The organism is Enterobacter cloacae (assembly GCF_013375935.1).
Lineage (GTDB): Bacteria > Pseudomonadota > Gammaproteobacteria > Enterobacterales > Enterobacteriaceae > Enterobacter > Enterobacter pasteurii.
Genome location: NZ_CP056117.1, coordinates 2508250 through 2533557, shown reverse-complemented (window position 1 = coordinate 2533557; position 25308 = coordinate 2508250). Strand labels below are relative to the sequence as shown.

At 58.4% G+C, this 25308-nt stretch carries 24 protein-coding genes; 3 read left to right on the top strand and 21 right to left on the bottom strand.

Going from position 1 to position 25308, the window contains the following annotated elements:
• Window positions 1-168: 168 nt before the first annotated feature.
• From HWQ14_RS11950 to pdxB, 10 genes are all read right to left on the bottom strand, one after another.
• On the bottom strand, window positions 169-738 hold the full coding sequence (locus HWQ14_RS11950; protein WP_148419947.1) for a UbiX family flavin prenyltransferase: 570 nt from the start codon (window positions 736-738) through the stop codon (window positions 169-171).
• Between the two features lie 89 nt (window positions 739-827).
• Window positions 828-2345: an amidophosphoribosyltransferase gene (gene purF, locus HWQ14_RS11945; protein WP_148419948.1), complete on the bottom strand. Its 1518-nt coding sequence runs from the start codon at window positions 2343-2345 to the stop codon at window positions 828-830.
• Between the two features lie 33 nt (window positions 2346-2378).
• Window positions 2379-2867, bottom strand: a complete 489-nt coding sequence (cvpA, locus tag HWQ14_RS11940; RefSeq protein ID WP_045327894.1) for a colicin V production protein — start codon at window positions 2865-2867, stop codon at window positions 2379-2381.
• Between the two features lie 231 nt (window positions 2868-3098).
• On the bottom strand, window positions 3099-3794 hold the full coding sequence (gene dedD / locus HWQ14_RS11935) for a cell division protein DedD (RefSeq protein ID WP_148419949.1): 696 nt from the start codon (window positions 3792-3794) through the stop codon (window positions 3099-3101).
• Complete coding sequence (folC, locus tag HWQ14_RS11930) at window positions 3784-5052, bottom strand: bifunctional tetrahydrofolate synthase/dihydrofolate synthase (RefSeq protein ID WP_148419950.1); 1269 nt, start codon at window positions 5050-5052, stop codon at window positions 3784-3786. The genes dedD and folC overlap by 11 nt, the downstream gene beginning before the upstream one ends.
• A 70-nt stretch (window positions 5053-5122) precedes the next feature.
• Window positions 5123-6028 (bottom strand): acetyl-CoA carboxylase, carboxyltransferase subunit beta, encoded by a 906-nt coding sequence (gene accD / locus HWQ14_RS11925; protein WP_148419951.1) that lies wholly within the window; start codon window positions 6026-6028, stop codon window positions 5123-5125.
• A 154-nt stretch (window positions 6029-6182) separates the two neighbouring features.
• On the bottom strand, window positions 6183-6842 hold the full coding sequence (locus HWQ14_RS11920) for a DedA family protein (protein ID WP_148419952.1): 660 nt from the start codon (window positions 6840-6842) through the stop codon (window positions 6183-6185).
• 28 nt (window positions 6843-6870) lie between these two features.
• Window positions 6871-7683 carry a tRNA pseudouridine(38-40) synthase TruA gene (gene truA / locus HWQ14_RS11915; protein ID WP_148419953.1) on the bottom strand — a complete coding sequence of 271 codons (813 nt, stop codon included), beginning with the start codon at window positions 7681-7683 and terminating at the stop codon, window positions 6871-6873.
• Window positions 7683-8696, bottom strand: a complete 1014-nt coding sequence (locus HWQ14_RS11910) for an aspartate-semialdehyde dehydrogenase (protein WP_176609829.1) — start codon at window positions 8694-8696, stop codon at window positions 7683-7685. Before HWQ14_RS11910 ends, truA begins: the two co-directional genes overlap by 1 nt.
• A gap of 64 nt (window positions 8697-8760) precedes the next feature.
• Window positions 8761-9897 (bottom strand): 4-phosphoerythronate dehydrogenase PdxB, encoded by a 1137-nt coding sequence (gene pdxB / locus HWQ14_RS11905; RefSeq protein ID WP_176609828.1) that lies wholly within the window; start codon window positions 9895-9897, stop codon window positions 8761-8763.
• A gap of 111 nt (window positions 9898-10008) precedes the next feature.
• Here pdxB and flk point away from each other — a divergent pair, with 111 nt between their 5' ends.
• Window positions 10009-11013, top strand: coding sequence for a flagella biosynthesis regulator Flk (flk, locus tag HWQ14_RS11900; protein ID WP_148419956.1), 1005 nt, complete (start codon window positions 10009-10011; stop codon window positions 11011-11013).
• 40 nt (window positions 11014-11053) lie between these two features.
• On the opposite strand, the gene HWQ14_RS11895 is transcribed toward flk, so the two are convergent.
• Together HWQ14_RS11895 and fabB are read right to left on the bottom strand one after the other, a co-directional pair.
• The gene (locus HWQ14_RS11895) at window positions 11054-12232 is read right to left on the bottom strand and encodes an MFS transporter (protein WP_148419957.1); all 1179 of its coding nucleotides are present in this window, start codon (window positions 12230-12232) and stop codon (window positions 11054-11056) included.
• Between the two features lie 68 nt (window positions 12233-12300).
• Window positions 12301-13518, bottom strand: coding sequence for a beta-ketoacyl-ACP synthase I (gene fabB / locus HWQ14_RS11890; RefSeq protein WP_176609827.1), 1218 nt, complete (start codon window positions 13516-13518; stop codon window positions 12301-12303).
• Window positions 13519-13676: 158 nt separating this feature from the next.
• Here fabB and mnmC point away from each other — a divergent pair, with 158 nt between their 5' ends.
• The gene (mnmC, locus tag HWQ14_RS11885; protein ID WP_176609826.1) at window positions 13677-15674 is read left to right on the top strand and encodes a bifunctional tRNA (5-methylaminomethyl-2-thiouridine)(34)-methyltransferase MnmD/FAD-dependent 5-carboxymethylaminomethyl-2-thiouridine(34) oxidoreductase MnmC; all 1998 of its coding nucleotides are present in this window, start codon (window positions 13677-13679) and stop codon (window positions 15672-15674) included.
• A gap of 46 nt (window positions 15675-15720) precedes the next feature.
• Here mnmC and HWQ14_RS11880 read toward each other — a convergent pair whose 3' ends face one another.
• From HWQ14_RS11880 to prmB, 6 genes are read right to left on the bottom strand one after another with little or no spacing between them, the layout of a single operon-like run.
• Window positions 15721-15999, bottom strand: a complete 279-nt coding sequence (locus tag HWQ14_RS11880; protein WP_176609825.1) for a YfcL family protein — start codon at window positions 15997-15999, stop codon at window positions 15721-15723.
• A 13-nt stretch (window positions 16000-16012) separates the two neighbouring features.
• Entirely contained in the window at window positions 16013-16558 is a 546-nt protein-coding gene (locus tag HWQ14_RS11875; RefSeq protein ID WP_176609824.1) for an elongation factor P hydroxylase, read from the bottom strand.
• Window positions 16558-17367, bottom strand: coding sequence for a sulfite exporter TauE/SafE family protein (locus tag HWQ14_RS11870; RefSeq protein WP_148419962.1), 810 nt, complete (start codon window positions 17365-17367; stop codon window positions 16558-16560). The genes HWQ14_RS11875 and HWQ14_RS11870 overlap by 1 nt, the downstream gene beginning before the upstream one ends.
• Window positions 17367-18191 (bottom strand): penicillin-insensitive murein endopeptidase, encoded by an 825-nt coding sequence (gene mepA / locus HWQ14_RS11865; protein ID WP_176609823.1) that lies wholly within the window; start codon window positions 18189-18191, stop codon window positions 17367-17369. The genes HWQ14_RS11870 and mepA overlap by 1 nt, the downstream gene beginning before the upstream one ends.
• A 2-nt stretch (window positions 18192-18193) precedes the next feature.
• Window positions 18194-19279 carry a chorismate synthase gene (aroC, locus tag HWQ14_RS11860; protein WP_148419964.1) on the bottom strand — a complete coding sequence of 362 codons (1086 nt, stop codon included), beginning with the start codon at window positions 19277-19279 and terminating at the stop codon, window positions 18194-18196.
• A 60-nt stretch (window positions 19280-19339) separates the two neighbouring features.
• Window positions 19340-20272 (bottom strand): 50S ribosomal protein L3 N(5)-glutamine methyltransferase, encoded by a 933-nt coding sequence (gene prmB, locus HWQ14_RS11855; protein ID WP_176609822.1) that lies wholly within the window; start codon window positions 20270-20272, stop codon window positions 19340-19342.
• Window positions 20273-20417: 145 nt separating this feature from the next.
• Between prmB and smrB the strand changes: the two genes are divergently transcribed.
• Window positions 20418-20969, top strand: coding sequence for an endonuclease SmrB (gene smrB / locus HWQ14_RS11850; protein ID WP_148419966.1), 552 nt, complete (start codon window positions 20418-20420; stop codon window positions 20967-20969).
• Between the two features lie 46 nt (window positions 20970-21015).
• Here smrB and sixA read toward each other — a convergent pair whose 3' ends face one another.
• The 3 genes from sixA to fadI form a co-directional block, all read right to left on the bottom strand.
• Window positions 21016-21501: a phosphohistidine phosphatase SixA gene (gene sixA, locus HWQ14_RS11845; protein WP_176609821.1), complete on the bottom strand. Its 486-nt coding sequence runs from the start codon at window positions 21499-21501 to the stop codon at window positions 21016-21018.
• A gap of 209 nt (window positions 21502-21710) precedes the next feature.
• Window positions 21711-23858 (bottom strand): fatty acid oxidation complex subunit alpha FadJ, encoded by a 2148-nt coding sequence (gene fadJ / locus HWQ14_RS11840; RefSeq protein ID WP_176609820.1) that lies wholly within the window; start codon window positions 23856-23858, stop codon window positions 21711-21713.
• Window positions 23858-25168 (bottom strand): acetyl-CoA C-acyltransferase FadI, encoded by a 1311-nt coding sequence (gene fadI, locus HWQ14_RS11835; protein WP_176609819.1) that lies wholly within the window; start codon window positions 25166-25168, stop codon window positions 23858-23860. The genes fadJ and fadI overlap by 1 nt, the downstream gene beginning before the upstream one ends.
• Between the last annotated feature and the right edge of the window lie 140 nt (window positions 25169-25308).

Sequence of the window (25308 nt, the reverse complement as noted above, 5' to 3'; positions counted from 1 at the left end):
AAAACGTTGCGATACTGCCTTAATGGTGAAAGATAGCAGGTCTGCCGAACGAACCGGAAAGAGAAAAAGGGAAAAAGCGAATTAAATGTCGAGGATATGATCGCGGTTGCAGTTTTGCCCTGTAACAGGGCAAAACAACATTTCATGCACCCTGCAGGTGCACCCCCTTTACGCCCCGTGCCAGCGGGTAAAGAGATCTTCCGGCAGGTCGATATCGAACTGATCCAGCACGCGATTAACGGTCTGATTAATGACGTCATCCAGCGTTTGCGGGCGATGGTAGAACGCCGGGACCGGCGGCATAATCACGGCACCCAGTTCGGCCGCCTGCGTCATCAGGCGCAGATGCCCCAGGTGCAGCGGGGTTTCCCGCACGCAGAGAACCAGAGGGCGACGCTCCTTCAGCACCACGTCTGCCGCGCGCGTCACCAGCGTGTCGGTATAGCTGTTCACAATCCCGGAAAGGGTTTTAATGGAACAGGGCAAAATGACCATGCCTGCGGTTTTAAACGAGCCCGAAGAGATGCTGGCAGCGATATCGCGCGCATCGTGGACAACGTCAGCCAGGGCCTGAACGTCGCGCAGCGAAAGGTCGGTTTCAAGAGAGAGGGTCTGGCGCGCCGCCTGGCTCATCACCAGATGGGTTTCCACGTCGGCAACGTCACGCAGCACCTGTAACAGCCGGACGCCATAAATGGCACCGCTGGCACCGCTGATCCCTACAATGAGTCGTTTCATGATTTTCGCCCTTGCTGATTTCAGGGCAGACTGTGCAGGATTTTACGGGGAGTTGCAAGTGAGGGCGAGCGCCCTCACCTGCGTCAGCATCAACCTTCGTTGTGCATCTCTAAGCTTTCGAGATCGTTTTGCAGCTGGACAGCTTTCGCGTCGTCGTTACGCAGCGAATCCAGGTAGTCGAGATACTGCTGATCAACGTCTTTGGTCACGTAGATCCCGTTAAACACGGAGCATTCGAACTGCTGAATATCCGGGTTCTCGGCGCGCACCGCGTCGATAAGATCGTTCAGATCCTGGAAAATCAGGCCGTCGGCCCCGATGATCTGACGAATTTCGTCCACTTCGCGGCCGTGAGCAATCAGCTCGGTGGCGGTAGGCATATCGATGCCGTACACGTTCGGGAAGCGGATTTCCGGTGCCGCAGAGGCGAGATACACCTTCTTCGCACCGGCCTCACGCGCCATCTCGATAATCTGCTCGGACGTCGTGCCACGCACGATGGAGTCATCCACCAGCAGCACGTTCTTATCGCGGAACTCGGCACGGTTGGCGTTCAGCTTGCGGCGCACGGATTTACGGCGCAGCTGCTGGCCCGGCATGATAAAGGTGCGGCCAACGTAGCGGTTCTTCACGAAGCCCTGACGGTACGGCTTGTCCAGAATGCGGGCGATCTCCAGCGCGATGTCGCAGGAGGTTTCCGGAATAGGAATGACGACGTCGATATCGAGGTCGTCCCACTCGCGGGCAATCTTCTCACCCAGCTTCGTGCCCATGTTCACGCGGGCGCTGTAGACGGAGATCTTGTCGATGAACGAGTCAGGACGCGCGAAGTAAACGTATTCAAACAGGCACGGGTTGCTGACCGGGCTGTCGGCGCACTGGCGTGTGAACAGCTGGCCCTTCTCGGTGATGTAAACCGCTTCGCCCGGCGCAACGTCACGCAGAAATTCGAAGCCCAGCGTATCCAGCGCCACGCTTTCGGAGGCAACCATGTACTCGGTACGGCCATCGCCGAGCTCGCGCTTGCCGAGCACCAGCGGGCGAATCCCGTTTGGATCGCGGAAGGCCACCATGCCGTGGCCGATAATCATCGCCACGCAGGCGTACGCGCCGCGGATCAGGCGGTTAGTCGCAGCAACGGCGGCAAAGATGTTATCGGCTTCCAGCGGATAGTGACGGAAGTTATCCAGCTCGCTGGCAAAGATATTGAGCAGGATTTCAGAATCAGACGTGGTGTTAATGTGGCGACGTTTCTCTTCAAACAGCTTTTTACGCAGCTCGTGAGCGTTGGTCAGGTTGCCGTTGTGGGCAAGCGTGATGCCATACGGGGAGTTAACGTAAAAAGGCTGAGCCTCGGAGGCGCTGGAACTGCCAGCAGTAGGATAACGAACGTGACCGATCCCCATATTACCTTGCAGACGCTGCATATGGCGGGCTTCAAACACATCGTTTACCAGGCCGTTCGCCTTGCGTAAACGGAAGCAGTTGTTTGCATCAATGGTGATGATACCCGCAGCATCCTGCCCACGGTGCTGAAGCACCGTTAACGCGTCATAAATCGACTGGTTTACCGGCATGAAACCGGCGATACCGACAATACCGCACATTCGTCTTTTCCTCGTTAAGCCACATCTCAGAGCTTACGCCCTGGGCAAGAAACTCGACGAGCTTTGCAGATAGTCAAAGAACCATCTGATGATGAAGCTGAACTCCGGAATAAGCTGCGACTTCTGCCAGTCTTCGCTTTTGGAGAACCCGGTAAAGGTATCCAGGAAGAACAGGATCGCGGCCACAATCAGCACGCCTCGCAATGCGCCAAAACAGATGCCGAGCACCCTGTCCGTTCCAGACAGACCGGTTTTCTCGACCAGCTGACCTATCACGAAATTAACAATAGCGCCGACAATCAGCGTCGCGATAAACAGCACCGCGATGGCGATTCCGTTTCGGACCAGTTCATCTTCAAAGCCCGTGAACCAGACAGACAGGTAAGTGTAGTAATGACTGGCAACAAAGAAAGCACAACCCCAGGTTACCAGCGATAACGCTTCACGAACAAAGCCACGGATCAGGCTAACCAGACAGGAAAAACCAATCACCGCAATGATGGCGTAATCAATCCAGACCATATATGTCCCACGATTTAACGCCCTGTCATCCAGTTCGGGGCGCATTCTAACAGAAAAAGAAAACGTTTGCGTAGGGATTTCCTTCCCGCGCGTAAATAAAAAAGGCGCTGAAAAAATGTTCAACGCCCCTCCGCCTGACGTCTCTGTGGACGTCTGCTTTCTCCCCCTCACCCTAACCCTAACCCTCTCCCCAAAGGGGAGAGGGTTAGGGTTAGGGTGAGGGGAGCCATATCAGTTCGCGCTGTAGTTCATCACCACACCGCTCAGCCCGGAGATCTGCTTCAGTTCGCCAAGCGACCCTTTCAGCTTATCTTTGGACGCATCCGGCCCCACGAGGATGCGGGTAATTTTACCCTGCACCGGCGTGGTTGGTGAAGTATAAACGCGGTATCCCGCGCCGCGCAGCTTACTCACGATCTCATTGACCTTGTCGGCATTCTTCAACGCACCCAGCTGTACCACGTAGGCTTTACCCGTCGGGGCTGCCTCCTGCTGGGCCTGTTTTGCCGGTGGCGGCGCTTCTGATGCCGCAGCCAGCTGTTCGGCCGCTTTATCACGCTGCGGTTTAGGCTGCGTTTTCTCTACCGGCTTCGGTTTTTCAACCGGCTTAGGCTGCTCTGCCGGTATGGGATCGATTTCAACGTTATTGTTCGCAGCCAGACGCGACGGGTCAAGGGATGGCGCTGCGGCATCGCCTGCACGCACCTCTTCCGCTGCGCCTTCAGGCGGCTGGGCAGGCAGCGCCTGCGTTGCCGCTGGCAGCATGTCGGGCTCGTCGCGGTCTCCCGGTTTCGGTACCAGCGGAATGGCCGCAAATTCATCCTGGTAATGCTTTTTCTGCCCGTCGAGCAGCCCGGGTAGAATAATCACCCCGAGCGCGACCAGCACAATGGTTCCTGTTAAACGGTTCTGAAACTTACTCGCCACCGGTTCTCCCCGCCTCCATCACTTCCATGACATGTGCCACCGTGTGGAACGATCCACACACCAGCACGGTATCTTCTGGTTTAGCCTCCGCCATCGCGGCGCGCCAGGCCGAAACCACACTGCTGTAGATTTCGCCTTTGCCGAGATGTTCCATCAACTGTTCGGCAGTCGCACCACGCGGCCCTTCCAGAGGTGCACAATACCAGCTATCGACCACACTCTCCATGCAGGCCAGCGTACCGCCGATATCTTTATCATGAAGCATACCGATAACCGCCAGCACGCGCCCGGTTTTTGGTAAGGATTTGAGACGGCCTGCGAGGTACGCCGCGGCATGCGGGTTATGCGCAACATCCAGAATCAGACGCGGTGACTCACTCACAATCTGAAAACGCCCCGGCAGCAGCGCGTTGCTGATGCCGTCACGGATCGCCTGCTCGCTCACCGTTAACCCGCTGGCACGCAGTGCCGCCAGCGCGGTCGCCGCGTTGGGCTGCGGTACCTGCGGCAGCGGCAGGTTATCCAGCACGCCCCGTGCATCGCTAAAGCGCCAGCTTTGGTCCTGAACCTCATAGTGCCAGTCCACGCCACGACGCAGCAGCTGAGCGCCCTTCTCTCTCGCCACGTCAGCGATAGTGTGGGGCATGTCCGGCTCGCCGACCACGGCAGGCTTATTCGCCCGGAAAATACCGGCCTTTTCACGTCCGATGCTTTCACGGTCGGGGCCCAGCCAGTCGGTGTGGTCCAGCGCGATGCTGGTGACGACGGCAACATCCGCATCCACCATATTGGTGGCATCCAGACGCCCGCCCAGCCCGACTTCCAGAATTACCACGTCCAGCTGCGCCTGCTTAAACAGCCACAGCGCCGACAGGGTACCGTACTCAAAATAGGTTAATGAGGTATCCCCGCGCGCGGCTTCGATAGCGGCAAACGACGCCGTATGGGCCGATTCCGCAAGCTCGGCGTTCTGCACCCGCACGCGCTCGGTATAGCGCACCAGATGCGGAGAGCTGTATACGCCAACCCTGTAACCCGCCGCCATCAGGACAGATTCCAGGGTGCGGCAGGTGGTCCCTTTACCGTTAGTGCCGGCAACGGTAAACACGAAAGGCGCGGGTTTCTGCACGTCGAGACGCGCGGCAACCTGGCTTACGCGCTCAAGGCCCATGTCGATGGTTTTACTGTGCAGGTTTTCCAGATAAGAAAGCCACGCGGCCAGGGGCGACGTGGCTTGAGGAATGCGTTTATTTTCCATGATGCCCGGTTGTCATAAGCGGTTTAGAAAGCAAAAGGGCAGCGCCAACCGGCCCTGCCCTTTTCAGTTATCAGGCCTCGGGTTCCTGATCCGGTACCACCACGCCCTCGCGCGGCTCGTCCGGGCTCGGCGACGGCAGATTCATCAGCTTCGCCAGGACGCTTGCCAGTTTAAGGCGCATTTCCGGGCGGCGGACGATCATGTCGATAGCGCCTTTCTCAATGAGGAACTCACTGCGCTGGAAGCCCGGCGGCAGTTTCTCACGTACGGTCTGCTCGATAACGCGTGGACCGGCGAAGCCAATCAGCGCTTTTGGCTCAGCGATGTTCAGGTCGCCCAGCATCGCGAAGCTTGCAGAGACGCCACCCATGGTTGGGTCGGTCAGTACGGAGATGTACGGCAGACCGCGCTCCTGCATTTTCGCCAGCGCAGCAGAGGTTTTTGCCATCTGCATCAGGGACATCAGCGCTTCCTGCATACGCGCACCGCCGGAGGCGGAGAAGCAGATCAGCGGACAGTTGTCTTCCAGCGCCTGCTCAACGGCACGCACGAAGCGCGCACCCACCACGGAGCCCATAGAGCCGCCCATGAAGGAGAACTCGAACGCGGCGGCAACAACCGGCATGTCATGCAGGGTGCCTTTCATGACGATCAGCGCGTCTTTCTCGCCGGTCTCTTTCTGTGCAGAGGCCAGACGATCTTTGTATTTTTTGGAGTCGCGGAACTTGAGCACGTCTTTTGGCTCCAGTTCGCTGCCCAGTTCTACCAGAGAACCTTCGTCCAGCAGGCTATGCAGGCGGTTGCGCGCCGACATACGCATGTGGTGGTCACACTTCGGACACACCTCAAGATTGCGTTCCAGCTCTGCACGATACAGAACCTGGCCGCAGCTATCACACTTCGTCCATACCCCTTCAGGAATGCTCGCTTTACGCGTCGGGGTAATGTTGCTTTTAATTCGTTCAATCCAGCTCATTGATAACCTTTCTGCCTGAACCTGGTCGTATGCCAGTTTTGCTGTAAGAGGCGAATAATGCCATTTTTGCCTCCAACAGACCATGAATGTTGCACATTAAAACATAACAGCCCGAAACTTTGGATAAAAAAGTGGTCGAACCGCCAGCGTGCACTTACTTCGCCTGCTTTGCCGCCGCGCGTCGGTGACGAATGATTTCGATAACGCCCGGCAGTACGGAAAGCACAATAATCGCTACAATCAGTAACTTAAGGTTTTCCTGAACTACAGGCAGATCGCCAAACAGGTAGCCCGCATAGGTAAAGAGCAGCACCCACAGCAGCGCGCCCACCACGTTGTACATTGCAAAATGACGATAGGACATGTGGCCCATTCCCGCCACAAACGGGGCAAACGTGCGGACGATAGGCACAAAGCGGGCAAGAATAATGGTCTTACCGCCGTGGCGCTCATAAAAGGCGTGGGTCTTGTCTAAATAGCTGCGGCGGAAAATCTTCGAGTCCGGGTTACTGAATAGCCGTTCCCCAAATACCCGTCCAATGGTGTAGTTGACCGCATCACCAATAATCGCCGCAACGATCATCAGCGCGACCATCAGATGAACGTTCAGGTCATTGGTTGGCAGCGCGGATAACGCGCCTGCAACGAACAGCAGTGAATCGCCCGGCAGGAATGGCGTGACGACCAGACCGGTTTCACAGAACAGAATGAGGAACAGAATGGCGTAAACCCAGACGCCGTACTGCGCGACCAGCTCCGCCAGGTGAACATCAATATGCAGGATGAAATCAATCAGAAAACGTATTACGTCCATATTGTCTAAGCCTTAATTGCACCTTTGTTTAGTCCGCTAAAAACAGCGGGCCCATTGGCGGTTTTGGCAGGTCAAACCGGTCCGGATAATCCACCGAAACCAGATACAGCCCTTCCGCTTTCGCCGTTGCTGCCGCAAGCGTTCTGTCCTTCGCTGCCAGCAGTTCTGCAATCCAGCTCTCCGGCTGGTGTCCGGCGCCCACTTCCATCAGGCTGCCTACAATATTCCGCACCATATGATGTACAAAGGCATTGGCTTTGATATCCACCACCACATACGCGCCATAACGACTGACGCTAATGTGCATAACGTTACGCCACGGCGTACGGGACTGACACTGCACCGCACGGAACGACGTAAAGTCATTTTCACCAATCAGACACTGCGCCGCACGCTGCATACGTTCTGCATCGAGCGGTTCATAAAAATGCGTTACGCCCTGGCTTAACACCGCCGGGCGCAGGCGCTGGTTGTAGATGACGTAACGGTAGCGCCGCGCCGTCGCGCTGAAACGCGCGTGAAAATCATCCGGCACAGCTTTAACCCAACGCACCGCGATGTCACCAGGTAAATTCGCATTTACGCCCAGCGTCCAGGCCGCGTCTTTGCGCACGGCGGTGGTTTCGAAGTGCACCACCTGTCCCGTGCCGTGAACGCCCGCATCGGTGCGTCCCGCGCAGAAGACGCTTATCGGTTCATTCGCCACCTGAGAGAGCGCTTTCTCCAGCTTTTCCTGGACGCTGCGCACCTCATTCTGACGCTGCCAGCCATAATATTTGCTGCCGTCGTACTCGATGCCGAGGGCAATTCTGTGGACCGGCTTTTGTTCCACTTCCGACATCAGTACAGGTACTCCTGTACCAGCTTCTCGGCGATTTTGACCGCCATCAGCGCGCCGCCGAAGCGAACGTTGTCCGCCACGGACCAGAACTGCACCTGCTCCGGCATGCCGTAGTCGTTGCGAACGCAGCCCACGGAGAGGTGCGCGCTGCCGGTTGCGTCGCCCACCTGCGTCGGGAACTCGCCATCTTCGGAAAGCACGATGTCTTCGGCACGACCAAACGCGTCGCGCGCCTCTTCGGCCGCCAGCGGACGCAGGGCTTCAAAGCCGACCATCTGCGCATGGCCGTAAAAGACCGGCGACTGCACGACGTTTACGGAGATCGTCAGCCCGTCATCCTGCATAATTTTGCGCGCTTCGTCGACGATGCGGCGCTCTTCACGCACCGAACCTTCACGATCCGGCAGCAGCGGGAGCATGTTGAACGCCAGCTGGCGGCCAAAGAAATCGTCTTCGTCGATCGGGATACCGTTCAGCAGCTTCGCGCTCTGCCCTGCCAGCGCATCGACCGCTTTTTTGCCGCTGGCGGAGGCGGACAGCAGGCTGGTCACGGAAATACGCGACAGGCCACCGTCGTCGATAAGCGGCTTCAGCGCGGTCAGCAGCTGGCTGGTGAGGCTGTCTGGTACCGCAATGATGTTACGGTTACGGTAGTCAGCCAGCACGAACGGGTTAACGTCCGGTACCACCAGCGGCACATCCGGCTCCAGGGAGAACAGGCCGCTCAGGTCAATAACCAGACATCCGGCGTTGGTGGCTTCTTCAATATAAGACGCTGTTGCTTCTGCACCTGCGGCAAAAAATGCCAGCTGAGCCTGCGTCCAGTCGAACGCGGCGGCATCCTGCACCGTCACGGTTTTGCCGCCGAAGCGCAGATGTTCACCCGCGCTGTCGGTACGCGCCAGCGCAAAAATGTCGCCCACCGGGAACTGACGCTCAGCAAGGGTTTCGAGCAGGGCTTCGCCCACGGCGCCAGTGGCACCCAAAATGGCAATGTTCCAGCCTTCAGACATGGTGGTTTACTCCAGAAATAAAAAAGCGTCCCTGCCGGAGCCTCCGGCAGGGAGCAGAAAGACATTAACGTGCCGGATGGTGAACGGCGTTAAATCCCAGCTTGTGCAGCAGCGTCGCCGCTGAGGCGTCGTCGCACATCACATACAGGGAAGACCACTCGCGGCGCTCGAGATAATTCTTGCGCAGCTTGTCAAACTCACCCGGAATACCCGCCACTTTACGCAGCAGCGCGTCATCGCGGCGCACATCATACACCAAATGCACGAGCCTTTTCAGCGTTGCCTCATCCAGCGGCCCATGAAGGGTGAGCCGGCCGAACTCGGGCGCGGGAAGTAACGTGTCCAGCGCCACCTGCTGCGGATGGCCGATAAAGGCGCTGTAGGCCTCAAATACCTGAGTCGTGCCGCGCGCTTTGCCTTCGAGGGTATAACCCGCGATATGCGCGGTGCCCACGTCCACCTTATCCAGCAGCGCGACGTTGAGATCCGGCTCGGGCTCCCAGACGTCCAGCACGACGCTGAGATCCTGACCTTCGTCGAGGCATTTCAGCAGCGCCGCGTTATCTACCACCGGACCACGGCAGGCATTTATCAGAATAGTGCCAGCCTTCAGGCGGCGGATCAGCGTTTCGTCGGCCAGATGCAGGGACCTGTAAGGCCCCTCTTTAAAGAGCGGCGTGTGGAAGGTAATGACATCGCACTCGTCAACCAGCTCATCCAGCGTACGGAAATCACCGTCATCGCCGTTATCCTTGCGCGGCGGATCGCACAATACCGTGCGAATGCCCCACGCTTCCAGGCGCTTTTGCAGGCGTCCGCCCACGTTACCCACGCCCACGATGCCTACGGTGCGGTCCTTCAGCGCAAACCCGTCGCGCTCGGCCAGCATCAGCAATGAGGAAAAGACGTATTCCACGACGGCGATCGCGTTACAGCCTGGCGCCGCTGAAAAACCGATCCCCGCCTGCTTAAGCCATTGGTCATCCACATGGTCGGTCCCGGCCGTTGCCGTCCCGACAAATTTAATCCCTTTGCCGCAGAGCAGAGCCTCATTTACTTTGGTCACCGAGCGCACCATCAGGGCGTCTGCATCGTCCAGCTCGCTTACCGGAATCGGGCGACCAGGGACAGCCTTAACCTCACCCAGGCGGCTGAACAGCTCGCGGGCGTAAGGCATATTTTCATCAACGAGGATTTTCACGTCTGAGTACCTGTTTGAGAGGAAGTAAACCTGCCAAGTGTGCCATAATCTCGCCGCCGGGCATATATTTCTGCCCGGTTACGCAGAGTTTGACTTTAAGGATTTTTGACGATGCAGCCCATTTCAGGTACGCCTCCGCGCCCTCCGGGTGAAGGCCCCGTAACGCCCAACACGCCAGGCGACCAGCCGCTCTCCACGCAACAGCGCACCGTACTGGAGCGTCTGATCACGCGCCTTATCGCGTTGACCTCGCAGCAGAACGCTGAGGTATGGGCAGGCGTTAAGCACGATTTGGGCGTCAGAAACGATGCGCCGCTACAGTCGCGCCATTTCCCTGCCGCTGAGCAAAACCTGAATCAGCGTCTCACCAGCGCGCAGCAGCAGCATACGACCCGCCAGACTGTCTCTCAGCTGACCGAGCTGTTGGGCCAGGGGAACAATCGCCAGGCGGTGAGTGATTTTATCCGTCAACAGTACGGCCATACCGCGCTGAGCCAGCTTTCGCCGGAACAGCTTAAAACCGTGCTGACCCTGCTGCAAAGTAATCAGCTCTCTATCCCGCAGCCGCAACAGCGCCAGCCTACGGAACGGCCAATGCAGCCTGCGGAACATAACACGCTCAAGCAGATGGTCACTAAGCTGGCTGCGGCCACCGGCGAGCCGACAAAGCTTATCTGGCAGTCCATGCTGGAACTCTCCGGCGTGAAAGCGGGCGAGACGATCCCGGCAAAACAGTTTACCCATCTGGTCACCTGGCTCCAGGCGCGGCAGACGCTCAGCGCCCAGAGCGCCCCGACGCTGCATACGGTGCAGGCGTCGCTTAAGCAGCCCCTTGAGCCGCAGGAGTTTGCAGCGGTTCGGGACTACGCTCAGCAGGCCTGGCAGGCCACCCCGCAAACGGTGCTGACAACCGCGCAGGTGCAGGATTTACTGAATCAGATCTTTATCCGCCGCGCCGAGCGTGAAGGTGGCGTGCCGGAGGTGCGGGATATTCAGCCTGTCTACAGCCCGCTGTTTGCGCCGGTGGTCGACACGTTTAAAACGCTTTCAGCCCGACCGGGACTGATGTTTGTCGCGTTGATGATTGCGCTGGCGATTTTCTGGCTGGTTGCCTGACGCTTAGCCGGGCAAGGCGTAGCCGCCACCCGGCAACACGTTAGCCCTTTCGAAACGCCACCAGCGTCACCACAATCCCCACCACCGCGGACACCGCACCGGCGAGAAATACGGAAGGGTAGCCAAACGAGGTTGCAAGCAGCCCCGCCAGCGGTCCGGCGATGCCATATGAAATGTCCTGAAACGCCGCGTAGCCCCCCAGCGCCGTGCCGCGAACCTGCGGCGCGACGCGCTTCACAACTTCGACGCCCAGCGCCGGGAAGATCAGCGAACAGCCGCAGCCGGTTAACGCCGCCCCCAGTAACGCAACGAACGCGCCGGGCGCCTGCCAGAGCAGCAGCAGGCCAATGGCCTCGATCGCCAAAGACGCCACGGCGACCTTCACGCCGCCAAAGCGATCCGGCATCCAGCCAAACAGCACGCGCATCAGGACAAACGCGCCACCAAAAGCCGTCAGCGTAAAGCCCGCCATCGCCCAGCCGCGGCTCATGAAATAGAGGGAGACGAAGGTACCGATAACCGCAAAGCCCACTCCCTGAAGCGCCAGCCCCAGACCCGGCTGCCAGATTTGCCCCACCACGCTCCACAGCGAAGGACGCTCGCCTTTATGGGCTGGCACCTTGCGCACCGAACCGTTAAATGCCCACGCCAGCAGCGGCAATACCATAGTGGTTGCTGCCAGCGCCGCAAAACCAAACTGGCTGTGGATCAGCAGCCCCAACGGCGCGCCTGCCGCCAGTGCGCCATAAATCGCCATCCCGTTCCACGACATCACCTTGCCCGACTGCGCAGGGCCAACCAGCCCCATTCCCCAGGTCAGGGTGCCGGTCAGCAGCTGGCTTTCGCCGAAGCCGAGGATCAGGCGTCCCGCCACCAGCAGGGCGAACTTATACGCGGCGTCTACCGGCAGGAGTGCCGCCAACAGCCACGCACCTCCGGCCAGCCCGCAGGCCAGCATGCCCTGCAACGCCGAGCGTTTTGCGCCGTGCTGGTCCGCCAGTCGTCCGGCGTAGCCCCGGGTTAATACCGTGGCTAAAAACTGAATGCCCACCGCAATGCCGACCATGGTGTTGCCGTAGCCCAGCTCGTGATGTACGAAAAGTGGAATAACAGGCAGCGGCAGGCCAACGGTCATGTAGGTCAGAAATACCGCAAAGGCGATGCGGAAAAGGGAAAGGTTCCCGGAAGGGGTACGCTTCTCAGGGATAACGGCCTTCATGCATAACTCCGTGTTCAGGCATAAAAAAAGGGAGCCGCGCGGCTCCCTTCTACTATACCTTCAAACGCTTACGCTTTCAGCTTGCGCATCACCAGCGTGGCGTTGGTGCCGCCAAAACCGAAGCTGTTAGACATAACGGTCGTCAGCTCACGTTCGGTGGTTTCGGTTACGATGTTCAGGCCAGCGGCCTGCTCGTCCATCTCTTCGATGTTGATGCTTGGGGCGATAAAGCCGTTTTCCAGCATCAGCAGAGAGTAGATTGCTTCCTGCACGCCTGCCGCACCCAGAGAGTGACCGGTCATGGCTTTGGTTGCAGAGATAGCCGGGCTGTTGTCGCCGAACACTTCGCGGATCGCACCCAGCTCTTTCACGTCGCCTACCGGAGTAGAGGTCCCGTGGGAGTTCAGGTAGTCGATTGGGGTATCAACGCCGTGCATCGCCATCTTCATGCAGCGCACCGCGCCTTCACCGGATGGGGCAACCATGTCGGCGCCGTCAGACGTTGCGCCGTAGCCAACGATCTCAGCGTAGATATGAGCACCGCGTGCCAGAGCGTGTTCCAGCTCTTCAACCACAACCATACCGCCGCCGCCTGCGATAACAAAACCGTCGCGGTGCGCATCATAGGTACGGGAAGCCTTCGCCGGGGTTTCGTTATATTTGGTGGACAGTGCGCCCATCGCGTCGAATTCGCAGGCCATTTCCCAGCCCAGCTCTTCGCCGCCGCCAGCAAATACGATGTCCTGCTTGCCCAGCTGGATCTGCTCTACCGCATTACCGATGCAGTGCGCGGAGGTCGCACATGCAGAGCTGATGGAGTAGTTCACACCGTGGATTTTGAACGGCGTTGCCAGGCACGCGGAAACCGCAGAACCCATCGCTTTGGTCACAACGTAGGGACCTACCGCTTTCAGGCCGCGCGGGCTACGCATGGCGTCAGCACCGAATACCTGTGCTTTAGAGGAACCGCCGGAGCCTGCAATGAGGCCAACGCGTGGGTTGTTCTGGTAGGCGTCTTCGCTCAGACCAGAATCCTTGATCGCTTCCTGCATGGAAAGATAGGCGTAGATAGAGGCATCGTTCATGAAACGAACCACTTTACGGTCAATTAAACCGGTGGTGTCCAGTTTAACGTTACCCCATACGTGGCTACGCATTCCAGAATCTTTAAACTCTTCAGAGAAAGTGATCCCGGAGCGTCCTTCACGCAGAGATGCCAGGACTTCCTGCTGGTTATTACCGATGCTGGAAACGATGCCCAGGCCAGTAATCACTGCACGTTTCATTCAATACCTCTGTAAGTCGCACTATAAAAAGTTTCGAGTCGCACAATAGCGTACACTTGTACGCCGAACAAGTCCGATCAGCGATTTTCTGTGGAAATTTGCACCGATGGGCCCACATCGCTAAGATCGTGCCACTGCCTGTCGGACGAGTAACTTACGTGAAACAAAACGCCATACAACCTGCCAACCTCGAATTCAACGCTGAGGGTACACCTGTTTCCCGAGATTTTGATGACGTCTACTTTTCTAATGATAACGGACTGGAAGAGACGCGCTATGTTTTCCTCGACGGAAATCATCTCGGCACCCGTTTTCCCGAGCATCCGCGCGGTCTGTTTGTCGTGGCGGAGAGCGGTTTCGGAACCGGGCTGAATTTTCTGACCCTCTGGCAGGCGTTCGACCAGTTTCGCGCTGCACACCCCGAGGCTACGCTACAAAGATTACATTTCATCAGTTTCGAAAAATTTCCGCTCACCGCGCACGATCTGCGGCTTGCCCATCAGCGCTGGCCGGAGCTTGCCCGCTGGGCGGAGCAGCTTCAGGCCCAGTGGCCACCGGCTATCGGCGGCTGCCATCGTCTGATTCTGGACGACGGGCGCGTCACGCTCGACCTGTGGCTGGGCGACATTAACGACCTGACCGATAAGCTCGATGACGCGATGAATCAGAAGGTTGATGCCTGGTTTTTGGACGGCTTCGCGCCCGCTAAAAACCCGGACATGTGGAGCCAGCATCTGTTCAGCGCCATGGCGCGGCTGGCCCGTCCCGGCGCGACGCTTGCCACCTTCACCTCGGCGGGCTTTGTCCGCCGTGGGTTACAGGAGGCGGGTTTTACCATGCGCAAAACCAAAGGCTTTGGCCGCAAACGCGACATGCTGGTTGGCGTGATGGAGCAGGAACTGGCGCTCCCCGCCAAAACCCCCTGGTTCGCGCGTCGCGCCAGCACCTCGCGTGAGGTCGCAATCGTGGGCGGCGGCATTGCCAGCGCCCTGCTCTCGCTGGCGCTGCTGAACCGTGGCTGGCAGGTGACGCTCTACTGCGCTGACGAGGCGCCGGCAAACGGCGCCTCGGGCAACCGTCAGGGAGCGCTCTACCCGCTGCTGAGCGCCCACGATCCCGCGCTGTTCCAGTTTTTCCCGGCGGCGTTTACTTTCGCCCGACGTCTTTATGATAGCCTGCCGGTCGCGTTCGACCACGACTGGTGCGGCGTGACGCAGCTCGGCTGGGATGAGAAGAGCCAGCAAAAAATCACGCAAATGCTGTCGCTGGGTTTACCGGAGGCCATCGCCCAGGCGGTGACTGCGCAGCAGGTTTTAGAAACCGCTGGGGTCGACACCGGCTGCGGCGGTATTCAGTATCCGCTCGGCGGCTGGCTGTGCCCGGCCGAACTGACTTCTGCGGCGATTGCCCTCGGCCAGTCGCGCGGGCTGACGGTGCGCTATGCCCACAAGGTTGAATCGCTCAGTCGTGCAGAACGCTGGAGTCTGCATTTTGCTGATGGAAAAGAGGCAGAGCATGCCAGCGTTGTGCTGGCAAACGGGCACTGCATCAGCCAGTTTGTTCAGACGGAAAAGCTGCCTGTCTACCCCGTCGGCGGCCAGGTGAGCCATATCCCTTCCACGCCCGCGCTGAACGAACTGCGCCAGGTACTGTGCTACGACGGCTATCTGACGCCACAAAACCCGTCAAACGGCCATCACTGCATCGGCGCCAGCTACCATCGCGGTGAAGCGGTTATGCAATACAGCGACGCGGATCAGCAGCAGAATCGCCAGCGCCTGATTGACTGTTTCCCGGATGCCGAATGGGCAAAAGAGGTTGACGTGAGCAAAGGTGAAGCCCGCTGCGGCGTGCGTTGCGCCACTCGCGATCACCTGCCGATGGCGGGAAGCGTGCCGGACTACGAGGCCACGCTTGAGGTATATCACAACCTCGCTGAAAGCCGGGAAAGCGCGTTGAGTGCGCCGGTTTATCCGGAGCTATACATGCTGGGTGGGTTAGGCTCGCGCGGGTTGTGCACCGCGCCGCTGCTGGCTGAAGTGTTAGCCGCACAAATGAGCGACGAGCCCCTTCCGCTGGACAGCGTAACGCTTGCGGGGCTGAACCCCAACCGGTTATGGGTAAGAAAATTACTGAAGGGGAAGTTGGTTAAGTAGGATCGGGTCTGGTGCCCTCTCCCACCGGGAGAGGGTGGTGAAACACTTACTTCGCGTTCGCCTGCTGGAACAAACTGTCCCACATACCCAGCACCAGCGACTGGTCGCGCGGGGAGAGTTCCCCCGCCTGAATGGCCTTTTCCAGGCTGCGGGTCACTTCATCATGCACCGCCCCGGCAGAGTGATCGTCCCCTGCTTCCAGCGCGGCAACCACCAGCGTCAGGTGCCCACGCAGATAACCGCTGGCGAACAGCTCATCATCACTGGCGTGTTCCACCATGTCATCAATTAACGCCAGAATGCGTGATTCAAATTCTGCGATCATCTTCTTTCCTCTGTTAAAGATCTTCCGGCCACGGGAAGCATTCCGCCGTTATTTCCGGCGTGTGGTAACAATTCTGTAAAGCCTCGATCAGGCGTGCCGGACGTTCCGGGATGCCTTTCTCAAGATATTCCATCACCTGCGCGTGTACGCGGCGCTGGAAAACGATACGATCGGGCTCGAAGTCGCCCTCAAGGTTGTCACAGCTCACGTTGAACGGGAAACCCGCCGCCACGCAGAACAGCCATTCCAGCGCCTGCGGCTTCACTTCCACATCTTCAAACCGGCCCTGGGTAGCGGCATCGCGCCCGTCCGGGCAATACCAGTAACCGAAGTCCACCAGCTCGCGACGCGCTTTTCCCGCGATGCACCAGTGTGAAATCTCGTGCAAACCGCTGGCGTAAAAGCCGTGCGCGAACACGATGCGGTTGTAAGGAACCTCGGCATCTGCTGGAAGATAGATCGGTTCGTCGTCGCCTTTAATCAGACGGGTATTAAAATCATCAGCAAAACAGCCGTTAAAGATCTCAATCAGCTGCTCGTATTTATGCGTACTGTTCATTAGTGCATCCCCAACCAGGTGAGGATCTCCTGTCCATGGCTGTCATAAAGAAGTTTGGCGCTCATCACCGCCGAGACGACAACAATCATCGGGCGGATCAGCTTTTGCCCTTTGCTTAAAACCAGACGCGAGCCGACGCGCGCGCCCAAAAACTGTCCTGCCATCATTACAAAGCCGGTTGCCCAGATAACTTTGCCGCCAATGATGAACAGCAGCAGGCCGCCAACGTTGGAGGTCGCATTAAGGACCTTGGCGTGGGCGGTGGATTTAGCGAGGTTAAACCCGGCCAGCGTCACGAACGCCAGCGCGTAAAACGAGCCGGCACCCGGCCCAAAGAAACCATCGTAAAAACCGACGCAGCCACCGGCAATCAGCGCAAACGGCAGGCCGTGCAGCCTCCGCGCACGGTCTTCTTCACCAAGCTTTGGCATCAGTAAGAAGTAAAGGCCGATACAGATAACCAGAATCGGCAGGATCTGGCGCAGAATGTCTGACTGCACGTGCTGCACCAGCAGCGCGCCCGCCGTCGAGCCGATAAAGGTCATCAGGATATTGAGCTTCTGATCGGCGAGATTCACCACCTTGCGGCGAACAAAATAGAGCGAGGAGGAGAGCGAGCCGCCGCACGCCTGAAGTTTGTTGGTGGCGAGCGCCTGAGCTGGACTCATGCCTGCCGCCAGCAGCGCCGGAACGGTGAGCAACCCGCCGCCGCCCGCCAGGGCATCAATGAATCCGGCCAGCATCGCAACAAAAAAGAGTACCGCCAGCAGCAGCGGCGACACCATAAACAGATCGACGAAAGTATCCATTAAAGTACGTGCTCATCCAGTAGCGCCTGGCAGGAAGGCGGCAACGGAGGCGGTGTCTTCTTCTCAGGCTTTGAGGTTCCAGGCTTGGCCGGCTCAAACCAGCTTTGCAGTTCGTAGCCACAGCCATCGCCAGGCGGCGGCAGCGGCTGATCTTCACATTCAAGGCTGTTCGCCGGGCAGCGCAGACGAACGTGCATATGCGCCCGGTGCTGGAACCATGGTCGCACTTTACGCAGCCAGTCGCGATCGGTTCCCGCATCCAGACAGAGCTGCTGCTTGATGGCCGGATTAACGAAGATCCGCGTGACGTCGTTATCTTCCGCCGCCAGCTTGATCATGCTGGAGATCTCCGGCGACCAGCGCGAAGCAACGACCCGTTTCCCGTCGGCCGACACCAGATCCAGCGCCTGGGGCTTCAGCAGCTGCGCTGAGCTCCAGCGCGCTTTCGGCAGCTGCAGGAAGATATCCACATCCAGACCGGTCTGGTGGCTGGCGTGTCCGCCGTTAAAGCGACCTCCGGCAGGCATCCCCATATCCCCAATCAGCATCGTACCCAGCCCCAGGTTATGCACCTGATTCCCCAGACGTTGAATAAACAGCACCAGATCGGGATGACCGAAATAACGGCGCTGATCGGTACGCATCACCTGATACGTATCCGACTGGAGCGGCAGCGCCTGCGCGCCCACGATACAGCCGTTAGAGAAGGCGCCGATGGACTGCGCGCTTCCCGCCACCGGATGGGTGATTTTTTGCCACGGCGTGGCGGCCAGGCTGGCGCCACTGGCAAGCAGTGCCAGCAGCGCGATTGCGGTTTTTTTCATAGTTACCAGCGTGGAATGGTGGTCGTCACATCCGCATTCTGCGCGCGCTGGCGCAGGAAGTGATCCATCAGCACGATCGCCAGCATCGCCTCTGCGATCGGCACCGCGCGGATCCCCACGCACGGATCGTGACGCCCTTTGGTGATCATCTCAACTTCGTCGCCAGCGCGGTTAATCGTGTGCCCGGGCACCGTAATGCTGGAGGTTGGCTTCAGCGCAATGTTGGCAACTATCTGCTGCCCGCTGCTGATCCCGCCGAGAATACCGCCCGCATGGTTGCTCTGGAAACCGTCTCTGGTGATTTCGTCCCGGTTCTGGCTGCCGCGAAGCTGAACCACGTCAAATCCGTCGCCGATTTCCACGCCCTTCACCGCGTTGATGCTCATCAGCGCGTGGGCGATATCGGCATCGAGGCGGTCGAATACCGGCTCGCCCCAGCCTGCCGGCACGCCGTCCGCTACCACGGTAACCTTCGCGCCAATTGAGTCGCCCTCTTTTTTCAGGCCGCGCATCAGTTCGTCCAGCGCGTCCAGCTTGTCGGCATCGGCGCAGAAGAACGGGTTAAGCTCGACCTGATCCCAGTCCTTGATCGCCAGCGGAATGTCGCCCATCTGGGTCAGACAGCCGCGGATCGCGATGCCAAACTTCTGCTGAAGGTATTTTTTGGCAATCGCCCCTGCCGCCACGCGCATCGCGGTTTCACGCGCCGATGAGCGGCCGCCGCCGCGATAGTCGCGGAATCCGTATTTTTGCTCGTAGGTGTAGTCGGCGTGGCCCGGACGGAAGACGTCTTTGATCGCGCCGTAGTCCTGGGAGCGCTGATCGGTATTTTCAATCAGCAGGCCAATGCTGGTGCCGGTGGTGCGGCCTTCGAAAACGCCGGAGAGAATTTTAACCTGGTCCGGCTCGCGACGCTGCGTGGTGTAGCGAGAGGTGCCCGGACGACGACGATCGAGGTCGTGCTGTAAATCGGCTTCGGTCAGTTCGATGCCTGGCGGGACGCCATCAACGATACAACCCAGTGCCAGCCCGTGCGACTCCCCAAAGGTGGTCACGCGGAATACCTGTCCAATACTGTTTCCTGCCATCACGGCTCCGATGTTGTTGTTTGTGTTTGAGCGTTGTGAAACGGGCCGAAGCCCGCTGGATTAGTCTTTGTAAATGCTGAAGTATTCGCGAGCGTCGAGGAGCTGCGCTTTGGTCAGCATAAAGACGCCGTCACCGCTGTTGTCGAACTCAAGCCAGGTGAACGGCACATCCGGGTACTGCTCTATCAGATGTACCATGCTGTTGCCTACTTCACAAATCAGAACGCCGTGGTCGGTCAGGTAATCCGGCGCGCAGGCCAGAATGCGGCGGGTCAGCTTCAGGCCATCAGTGCCTGACGCCAGGCCCAGCTCCGGCTCGTGGCGATACTCGTTCGGCAGATCGGACATGTCTTCCGCATCCACGTACGGCGGATTGGTAACGATCAGATCGTATTGCAGCGTTGGCAGGTCGCGGAACAGGTCAGAGCGGATTGGCGTAACGTGGTGGATCAGCCCGTGCTCTTCAATATTGTGTTCGGTGACGGCCAGCGCGTCGGTGGAGATATCCACGGCATCCACTTCCGCTTCAGGGAAGGCGTACGCGCAGGCAATCGCGATGCAGCCGCTGCCGGTGCACATATCGAGAATGTGCTGCGGCTGACGATCGATCAGGCCGTCAAAGTGGTTGTTAATCAGCTCGCCAATCGGCGAGCGCGGCACCAGCACTCGCTCGTCCACGTAGAACTCGTGGCCGCAGAACCAGGCTTTGTTGGTCAGATAAGCCACCGGAATGCGCTCGTTCACGCGGCGGATCACGCGCTCTACGATGCGGTGTTTTTCGCTGGAGGTCAGGCGCGCGGGGCGCATGTCTTCCGGAATATCCAGCGGCAGGTAGAGCGACGGCAGCACCAGCTGAACGGCCTCATCCCACGGGTTATCCGTACCGTGACCGTACCAGATATTGGCGGCGCTGAAGCGGCTAACCGACCAGCGCAACATGTCCTGTATGGTATGCAGCTCGTTTACTGCTTCATCGACAAAAATTTTATCCACTCTTTCCTCCAGGGCATGCTCGCATAATTTTCGGCGGCTAGTTTGCCATGAAGACGGCGATAAATCAGCAATGACGCGTGCCGCTTGAGGTTAAAAAATGCATTTAGTCGGGTACACTATCGGAAATACGAGATGAGAATGACGAATGAAAAAGAAAACATCGCTCAGCGAGGAGGATCAGGCTCTCTTCCGACAGCTTATGACCGGCACGCGCCAGATCAGGCAGGACACCATTGTTCATCGCCCGCAGCGTAAAAAAATCAGCGAAGTACCGGTCAAACGGCTGCTCCAGGAGCAGGCCGATAACAGCCACTATTTTTCAGATGAATTTCAGCCGCTGCTGAATACCCAGGGTGCGGTGAAATACGTGCGCGAAGACGTCAGCCATTTTGAGCTGAAAAAATTACGTCGGGGAGATTATTCGCCGGAGCTGTTTCTCGATTTGCATGGTTTGACCCAGATGCAGGCGAAACAGGAGCTTGGGGCGTTGATAGCAGCGTGTCGTCGCGAACATGTTTTTTGCGCCTGCGTAATGCACGGTCACGGTAAGCATATCCTCAAACAACAGACGCCGCTGTGGCTGGCTCAGCATCCGCACGTGATGGCTTTTCATCAGGCACCAAAAGAGTACGGCGGAGATGCCGCATTGCTGGTATTGATTGAAGTTGAGGAGTGGCAGCCGCCAGAATTACCCTGACAGCATGGCGGGAGGCACGCTGCACCCCGCCATATCGCACGTCACGTCAGATTGCTTTTGCCATCTTCAGGTTGCACGGACTCATTTGCCAGTTGAAGACCCCTTTGCCCATGTCGTCGAGGGTGACGTTGGCAATGGCGGACGTCGTGAACATCGGTGGCGTTTCGCCCGGGCACAGCTCAGATACCAGATAGCCGACCAGCGGCAGGTGGGAAATGACCAGTGCGGAAGCGACGCCTTCGTTGCATAACGCCTGAAGGTAAGCGCTGACAAGGCCAACATCGCCACACGGCGTGAGTTCAGGGAGAACATCCACGCTGGATGGCAGGTTCATACACTCCCCCACCACATCCAGCGTCTGTTCTGCCCGCAGGTACGGACTCACCAGAACGCGTTCAATGTCCACTTTTTGACCTTTAAGCCATGTCGCCATCTGACGGGATTCGTCGCAGCCACAGACGGTTAAAGGACGTACTGAGTCACTGGCGGCATCGAGTGCCGCGTCGCCGTGACGCATGATAAAAACTTGCATATTGCACCGCTTTTGTTAACCAGAATCACCGGCGTTAACTACCCGCGATAAATGCTCTGAGGTAGAAAACCCGATGGCCGGGCATTGTGCCTGATCCATTCGGTGAATGAAACGCTGTTTTTTACCTCAATGGCGTAAGTATAGTCAATCTCTGTTTACAATTTCGCCAGAACAGGCCCCCTCACCGGAGGATTTACCCTTCTTTGACTTCAGTTTACGAAATCAGTTTCCCTTGCGGGCCAGAAGGTCTGGCCCCGTTCCGCCATCTGCAATAATTCGTCACAAGGTGTAAACCGCGGACCATACTGCGAGGCCAGACGTTGCAGGATCGCAACCACTTCACCCGCTCCGAGGGTATCCATATACCGGAACGGGCCGCCAAGAAACGGCGGGAAACCAATGCCAAAGACGGCACCGATGTCGCCATCGCGCGCGCCTTTAATAACCTTCTCACCAAAGCAGCGTGCCGCTTCATTGAGCATCATCATCACGCAGCGTTCAGCACACTGATCCGCCGACAATTTTCCCTGCCCCGCGGCAGGTATAAGCCCATAAACCGAAGGGTCGACCTGTTTCTTGCTTTTACGCCCTTTCGCGCCGTAAAGATAGAAACCGCGTTCATTTTTTCTGCCTTTGCGATCGTCCTTCAAAATTGCAGAAACAACGTTTGCAGGCGGCGAAAAACGATCGCCGTAAGCGGCTTCCAGCACGGGGATAATTTTAGTGCCGGTATCAATGCCTACCTCATCCAAAAGCTGGACAGGGCCTACGGGGAAGCCAAACTTTACTAAGGCCTCGTCAACGTGCTCAATCTTCTCGCCTTCCGTCAGGAGCCGCATCGCTTCGTTGATGTACGGCGCCAGTATGCGGTTGACGTAGAAACCGGCTTTGTCCGCTACCACGATGGGGGTTTTCCCCTGTTTTTTCGCCAGCTTCACCACCGTGGCAATAGTTTGCGGACGGGTTGTGGCGTGAGGGATAACCTCTACCAGCGGCATTTTTTCGACCGGACTAAAATAGTGCAGCCCTATCACCTGCTCCGGACGCGCGGCTTTCGCTGCGATATCGCCAATCGGCAGGGAGGAGGTATTTGAAGCGAAAATGGTGTGCGGCGCGCAGTGCTCCTCAACCTCCGCCACCATCTGCTGCTTAAGAGCCAGATCTTCGAAAACGGCTTCAATCACAACGTCGCGATGCGTAAACCCGCTGTAGTCCGTGGTGCCGGAGATCGTCGCGAGCGTTTTATCGCGCTCGCTGGCTTTAATATGGCGGCGTTTAACCTTTCGATCGAGGTTCTGCCAGCTGTACTGCAGCGCGTGGTTGATGCCCTTAGGGTTGATGTCTTTGATACGTACGGGCAATTTGCCTTTGCTGGCGGTGACAAACGCGATGCCGCCGCCCATCAGCCCACCGCCCAGTACGCCAACGGCGCGCAGCGGAGCAGGCTCAGCGTCGCTGCCCGGATCTTTTTTCACGTCAGTACTGGCGAAGAAAATGCTTCGCAGCGCCTGCGACTGCGGCGTCATCGCCAGCTCGCCAAAAGCTTTCGCTTCGGCGGCATAGCCGCTGCTGCTGCCCTGCGACAGCCCGGTTTCAATCACGTCCAGAATGCGCTTCGTGGCCGGGTAATTACCTTTAGTTTTTTGCCCGGTTTTTTTACCCACCATATTAAACAACAGCGTGCGCCCCAGCGGCCCGGCAAGGACGCGCTCGCGCACCGGCAGCGGACGTTTTGCCTGGCGGCCTTTAAGCGCCCGCTCAACGGCGGCATCGAGCAGGATGGCGTGCGGAACGACCTCGTCAACCAGCCCCGCCTTTAACGCCTGACGGGCGCGCAGCTGTTTTCCGGTTAAGATCATCTCCAGCGCCGTGCTGACGCCCACCAGACGCGGCAGGCGCTGCGTTCCACCGGAACCGGGCAGCAGTCCAAGCTGCACCTCCGGCAGGCCCAGCACGGTTTTCGCATCGTCGGTACAGATGCGGCTGTGGCAGGCCAGCGCCAGTTCAAGCCCGCCGCCGAGGCAGGCGCCGTGAATTGCGGCAACAACGGGTATCGACAGCGCATGGATTTCCGCCATCACCTGCTGGCCCTGGCGCGCCAGATCCTCTGCTTCCTGCGCGCTTCTGGCGCGGGCAATCATGTTGATATCGGCCCCGGCAATGAAGTTATCCGGCTTTGCCGAAATAAACACCAGCCCGCGAATCGCCTTGTTTTCACGAATTTGTCTGAGCATGTCGCGCACCTGAACGCCAAACTCGGCCTTCAGGGTATTCATCTTTTCGTCGGGCACGTCAATGGTGATAACGGCCACGTTATCGAGGCGAACGGTCAGGTTAAATGCAGATGTCGTTTCCATTATTCAGCCTCCAGAACCATTGCTGCGCCCAGACCGCCCGCCGCACAGGCGGTGACAAGACCAAAGCCGCCGCCCCGGCGGCGTAGCTCATGTAACGTCTGGGTTATCATTCTCGCCCCCGTCGCCGCAAACGGATGGCCGTAAGCGATGGAGCCACCCAGCACGTTGAATTTGCTCTGATCCACTTCGCCTGTGGCATGCGCGCGGCCCAGCACGTCGCGGGCAAAGCGCTCGCTCGCCATAAGCTGAACGTTTGCCAGCGTTTGTGCGGCAAAGGCTTCGTGCATATCAATTAACGTGAGATCGGAGAGCGTCAGCCCCGCGCGCTCCAGCGCCAGCGGCGTGGACCAGGCGGGCCCTAACAGCATGTCCTGCCAGACATCGATAGCGGTGAAGGCGTAGCTGCGCAAATAGCCCAGCGGCGTTATGCCCAGCTCTTTGGCCCGGGACTCCGTCATCAGGATCACGGCGGCAGCACCGTCCGTCAGCGGCGTACTGTTAGCCGCGGTTACCGTTCCGTGTTTACGGTCAAAGGCCGGGCGCAGCTTCGCATAGTCCGCCAGCGTCGAGGTGCCGCGAATATTGTTATCTTCCGAAAGCGGCTCACGATAGGGCGGGACATAGGCGGTCATCACTTCGCCGGTCAGTTTGCCTTCCGACCAGGCCTTTGCGGCAAGCTGATGGGAACGGTGCGCCAGCGCATCCTGCTGCTCACGCGTGATGCCGTAGGTTTTCGCCATCTGCTCGGCGGTGTCGCCCATGCGCAGGCCGGTGGAGTATTCGGCGACGGCGGGTGGAACAGGCAGCAGATCGCGCAGGCGCAAACGCGAGAAAAGCTTCAGCTTCTGCCCGGTGGTGCGGGCTTTATTGGCATCAACGAGAATGCGGGCCAGCTTTTTGCTGACGCCGATGGGCAGCACGGATGAGGAGTCTGCGCCTCCGGCGATCCCGGCGCGAATGGTGCCCGCCATCAGGCTTTCCGCCACGTTCGCCACCGCCTGGAAACTGGTGGCACAGGCACGGCTGACGCTGTAGGCGTCGGTGTGCACGTTCATGCCCGTTCCCAGAACGATTTCACGCGCGATATTTGGCGCCTCCGGCATCTGCACGACCTGACCAAAAACCAGTTGCTCTATGATTTCAGGCGGAATGTCGCTGCGAGCCAGCATCTCCCCCACCACCATTTTTCCCAGATCGACAGCCGGTATTCCGTGGAATGCGGTTGCCTGACGCGCAAACGGCGTACGCAGCCCGCTGACGATGGCAATGCGGTCACCGTGTCGGGTGATAAGCGGTAATGCCTGACTCATAACACTCCCCTGTAAAAAAATTTTGCGCACGCACAAAGTGGTCTGACCTGATAATAGTCTTAACTATTTTTTTACATTGAGCCAATCGGGGAAGCGAAAAATTGCGAGCTAAGGCACAGAGAAGAAAAAGAAAATGCACC

Coding starts and splice junctions, on each gene's coding strand:
- HWQ14_RS11950 (WP_148419947.1), bottom strand. CDS start 738: ATGAAACGACTCATTGTAGGGATCAGCGGTGCCAGCGGTGCCATTTAT.
- purF (WP_148419948.1), bottom strand. CDS start 2,345: ATGTGCGGTATTGTCGGTATCGCCGGTTTCATGCCGGTAAACCAGTCG.
- cvpA (WP_045327894.1), bottom strand. CDS start 2,867: ATGGTCTGGATTGATTACGCCATCATTGCGGTGATTGGTTTTTCCTGT.
- folC (WP_148419950.1), bottom strand. CDS start 5,052: ATGGAAAATAAACGCATTCCTCAAGCCACGTCGCCCCTGGCCGCGTGG.
- accD (WP_148419951.1), bottom strand. CDS start 6,028: ATGAGCTGGATTGAACGAATTAAAAGCAACATTACCCCGACGCGTAAA.
- HWQ14_RS11920 (WP_148419952.1), bottom strand. CDS start 6,842: ATGGACGTAATACGTTTTCTGATTGATTTCATCCTGCATATTGATGTT.
- truA (WP_148419953.1), bottom strand. CDS start 7,683: ATGTCGGAAGTGGAACAAAAGCCGGTCCACAGAATTGCCCTCGGCATC.
- HWQ14_RS11910 (WP_176609829.1), bottom strand. CDS start 8,696: ATGTCTGAAGGCTGGAACATTGCCATTTTGGGTGCCACTGGCGCCGTG.
- flk (WP_148419956.1), top strand. CDS start 10,009: ATGCAGCCCATTTCAGGTACGCCTCCGCGCCCTCCGGGTGAAGGCCCC.
- HWQ14_RS11895 (WP_148419957.1), bottom strand. CDS start 12,232: ATGAAGGCCGTTATCCCTGAGAAGCGTACCCCTTCCGGGAACCTTTCC.
- fabB (WP_176609827.1), bottom strand. CDS start 13,518: ATGAAACGTGCAGTGATTACTGGCCTGGGCATCGTTTCCAGCATCGGT.
- HWQ14_RS11880 (WP_176609825.1), bottom strand. CDS start 15,999: ATGATCGCAGAATTTGAATCACGCATTCTGGCGTTAATTGATGACATG.
- HWQ14_RS11875 (WP_176609824.1), bottom strand. CDS start 16,558: ATGAACAGTACGCATAAATACGAGCAGCTGATTGAGATCTTTAACGGC.
- HWQ14_RS11870 (WP_148419962.1), bottom strand. CDS start 17,367: ATGGATACTTTCGTCGATCTGTTTATGGTGTCGCCGCTGCTGCTGGCG.
- mepA (WP_176609823.1), bottom strand. CDS start 18,191: ATGAAAAAAACCGCAATCGCGCTGCTGGCACTGCTTGCCAGTGGCGCC.
- aroC (WP_148419964.1), bottom strand. CDS start 19,279: ATGGCAGGAAACAGTATTGGACAGGTATTCCGCGTGACCACCTTTGGG.
- smrB (WP_148419966.1), top strand. CDS start 20,418: ATGAAAAAGAAAACATCGCTCAGCGAGGAGGATCAGGCTCTCTTCCGA.
- sixA (WP_176609821.1), bottom strand. CDS start 21,501: ATGCAAGTTTTTATCATGCGTCACGGCGACGCGGCACTCGATGCCGCC.
- fadJ (WP_176609820.1), bottom strand. CDS start 23,858: ATGGAAACGACATCTGCATTTAACCTGACCGTTCGCCTCGATAACGTG.
- fadI (WP_176609819.1), bottom strand. CDS start 25,168: ATGAGTCAGGCATTACCGCTTATCACCCGACACGGTGACCGCATTGCC.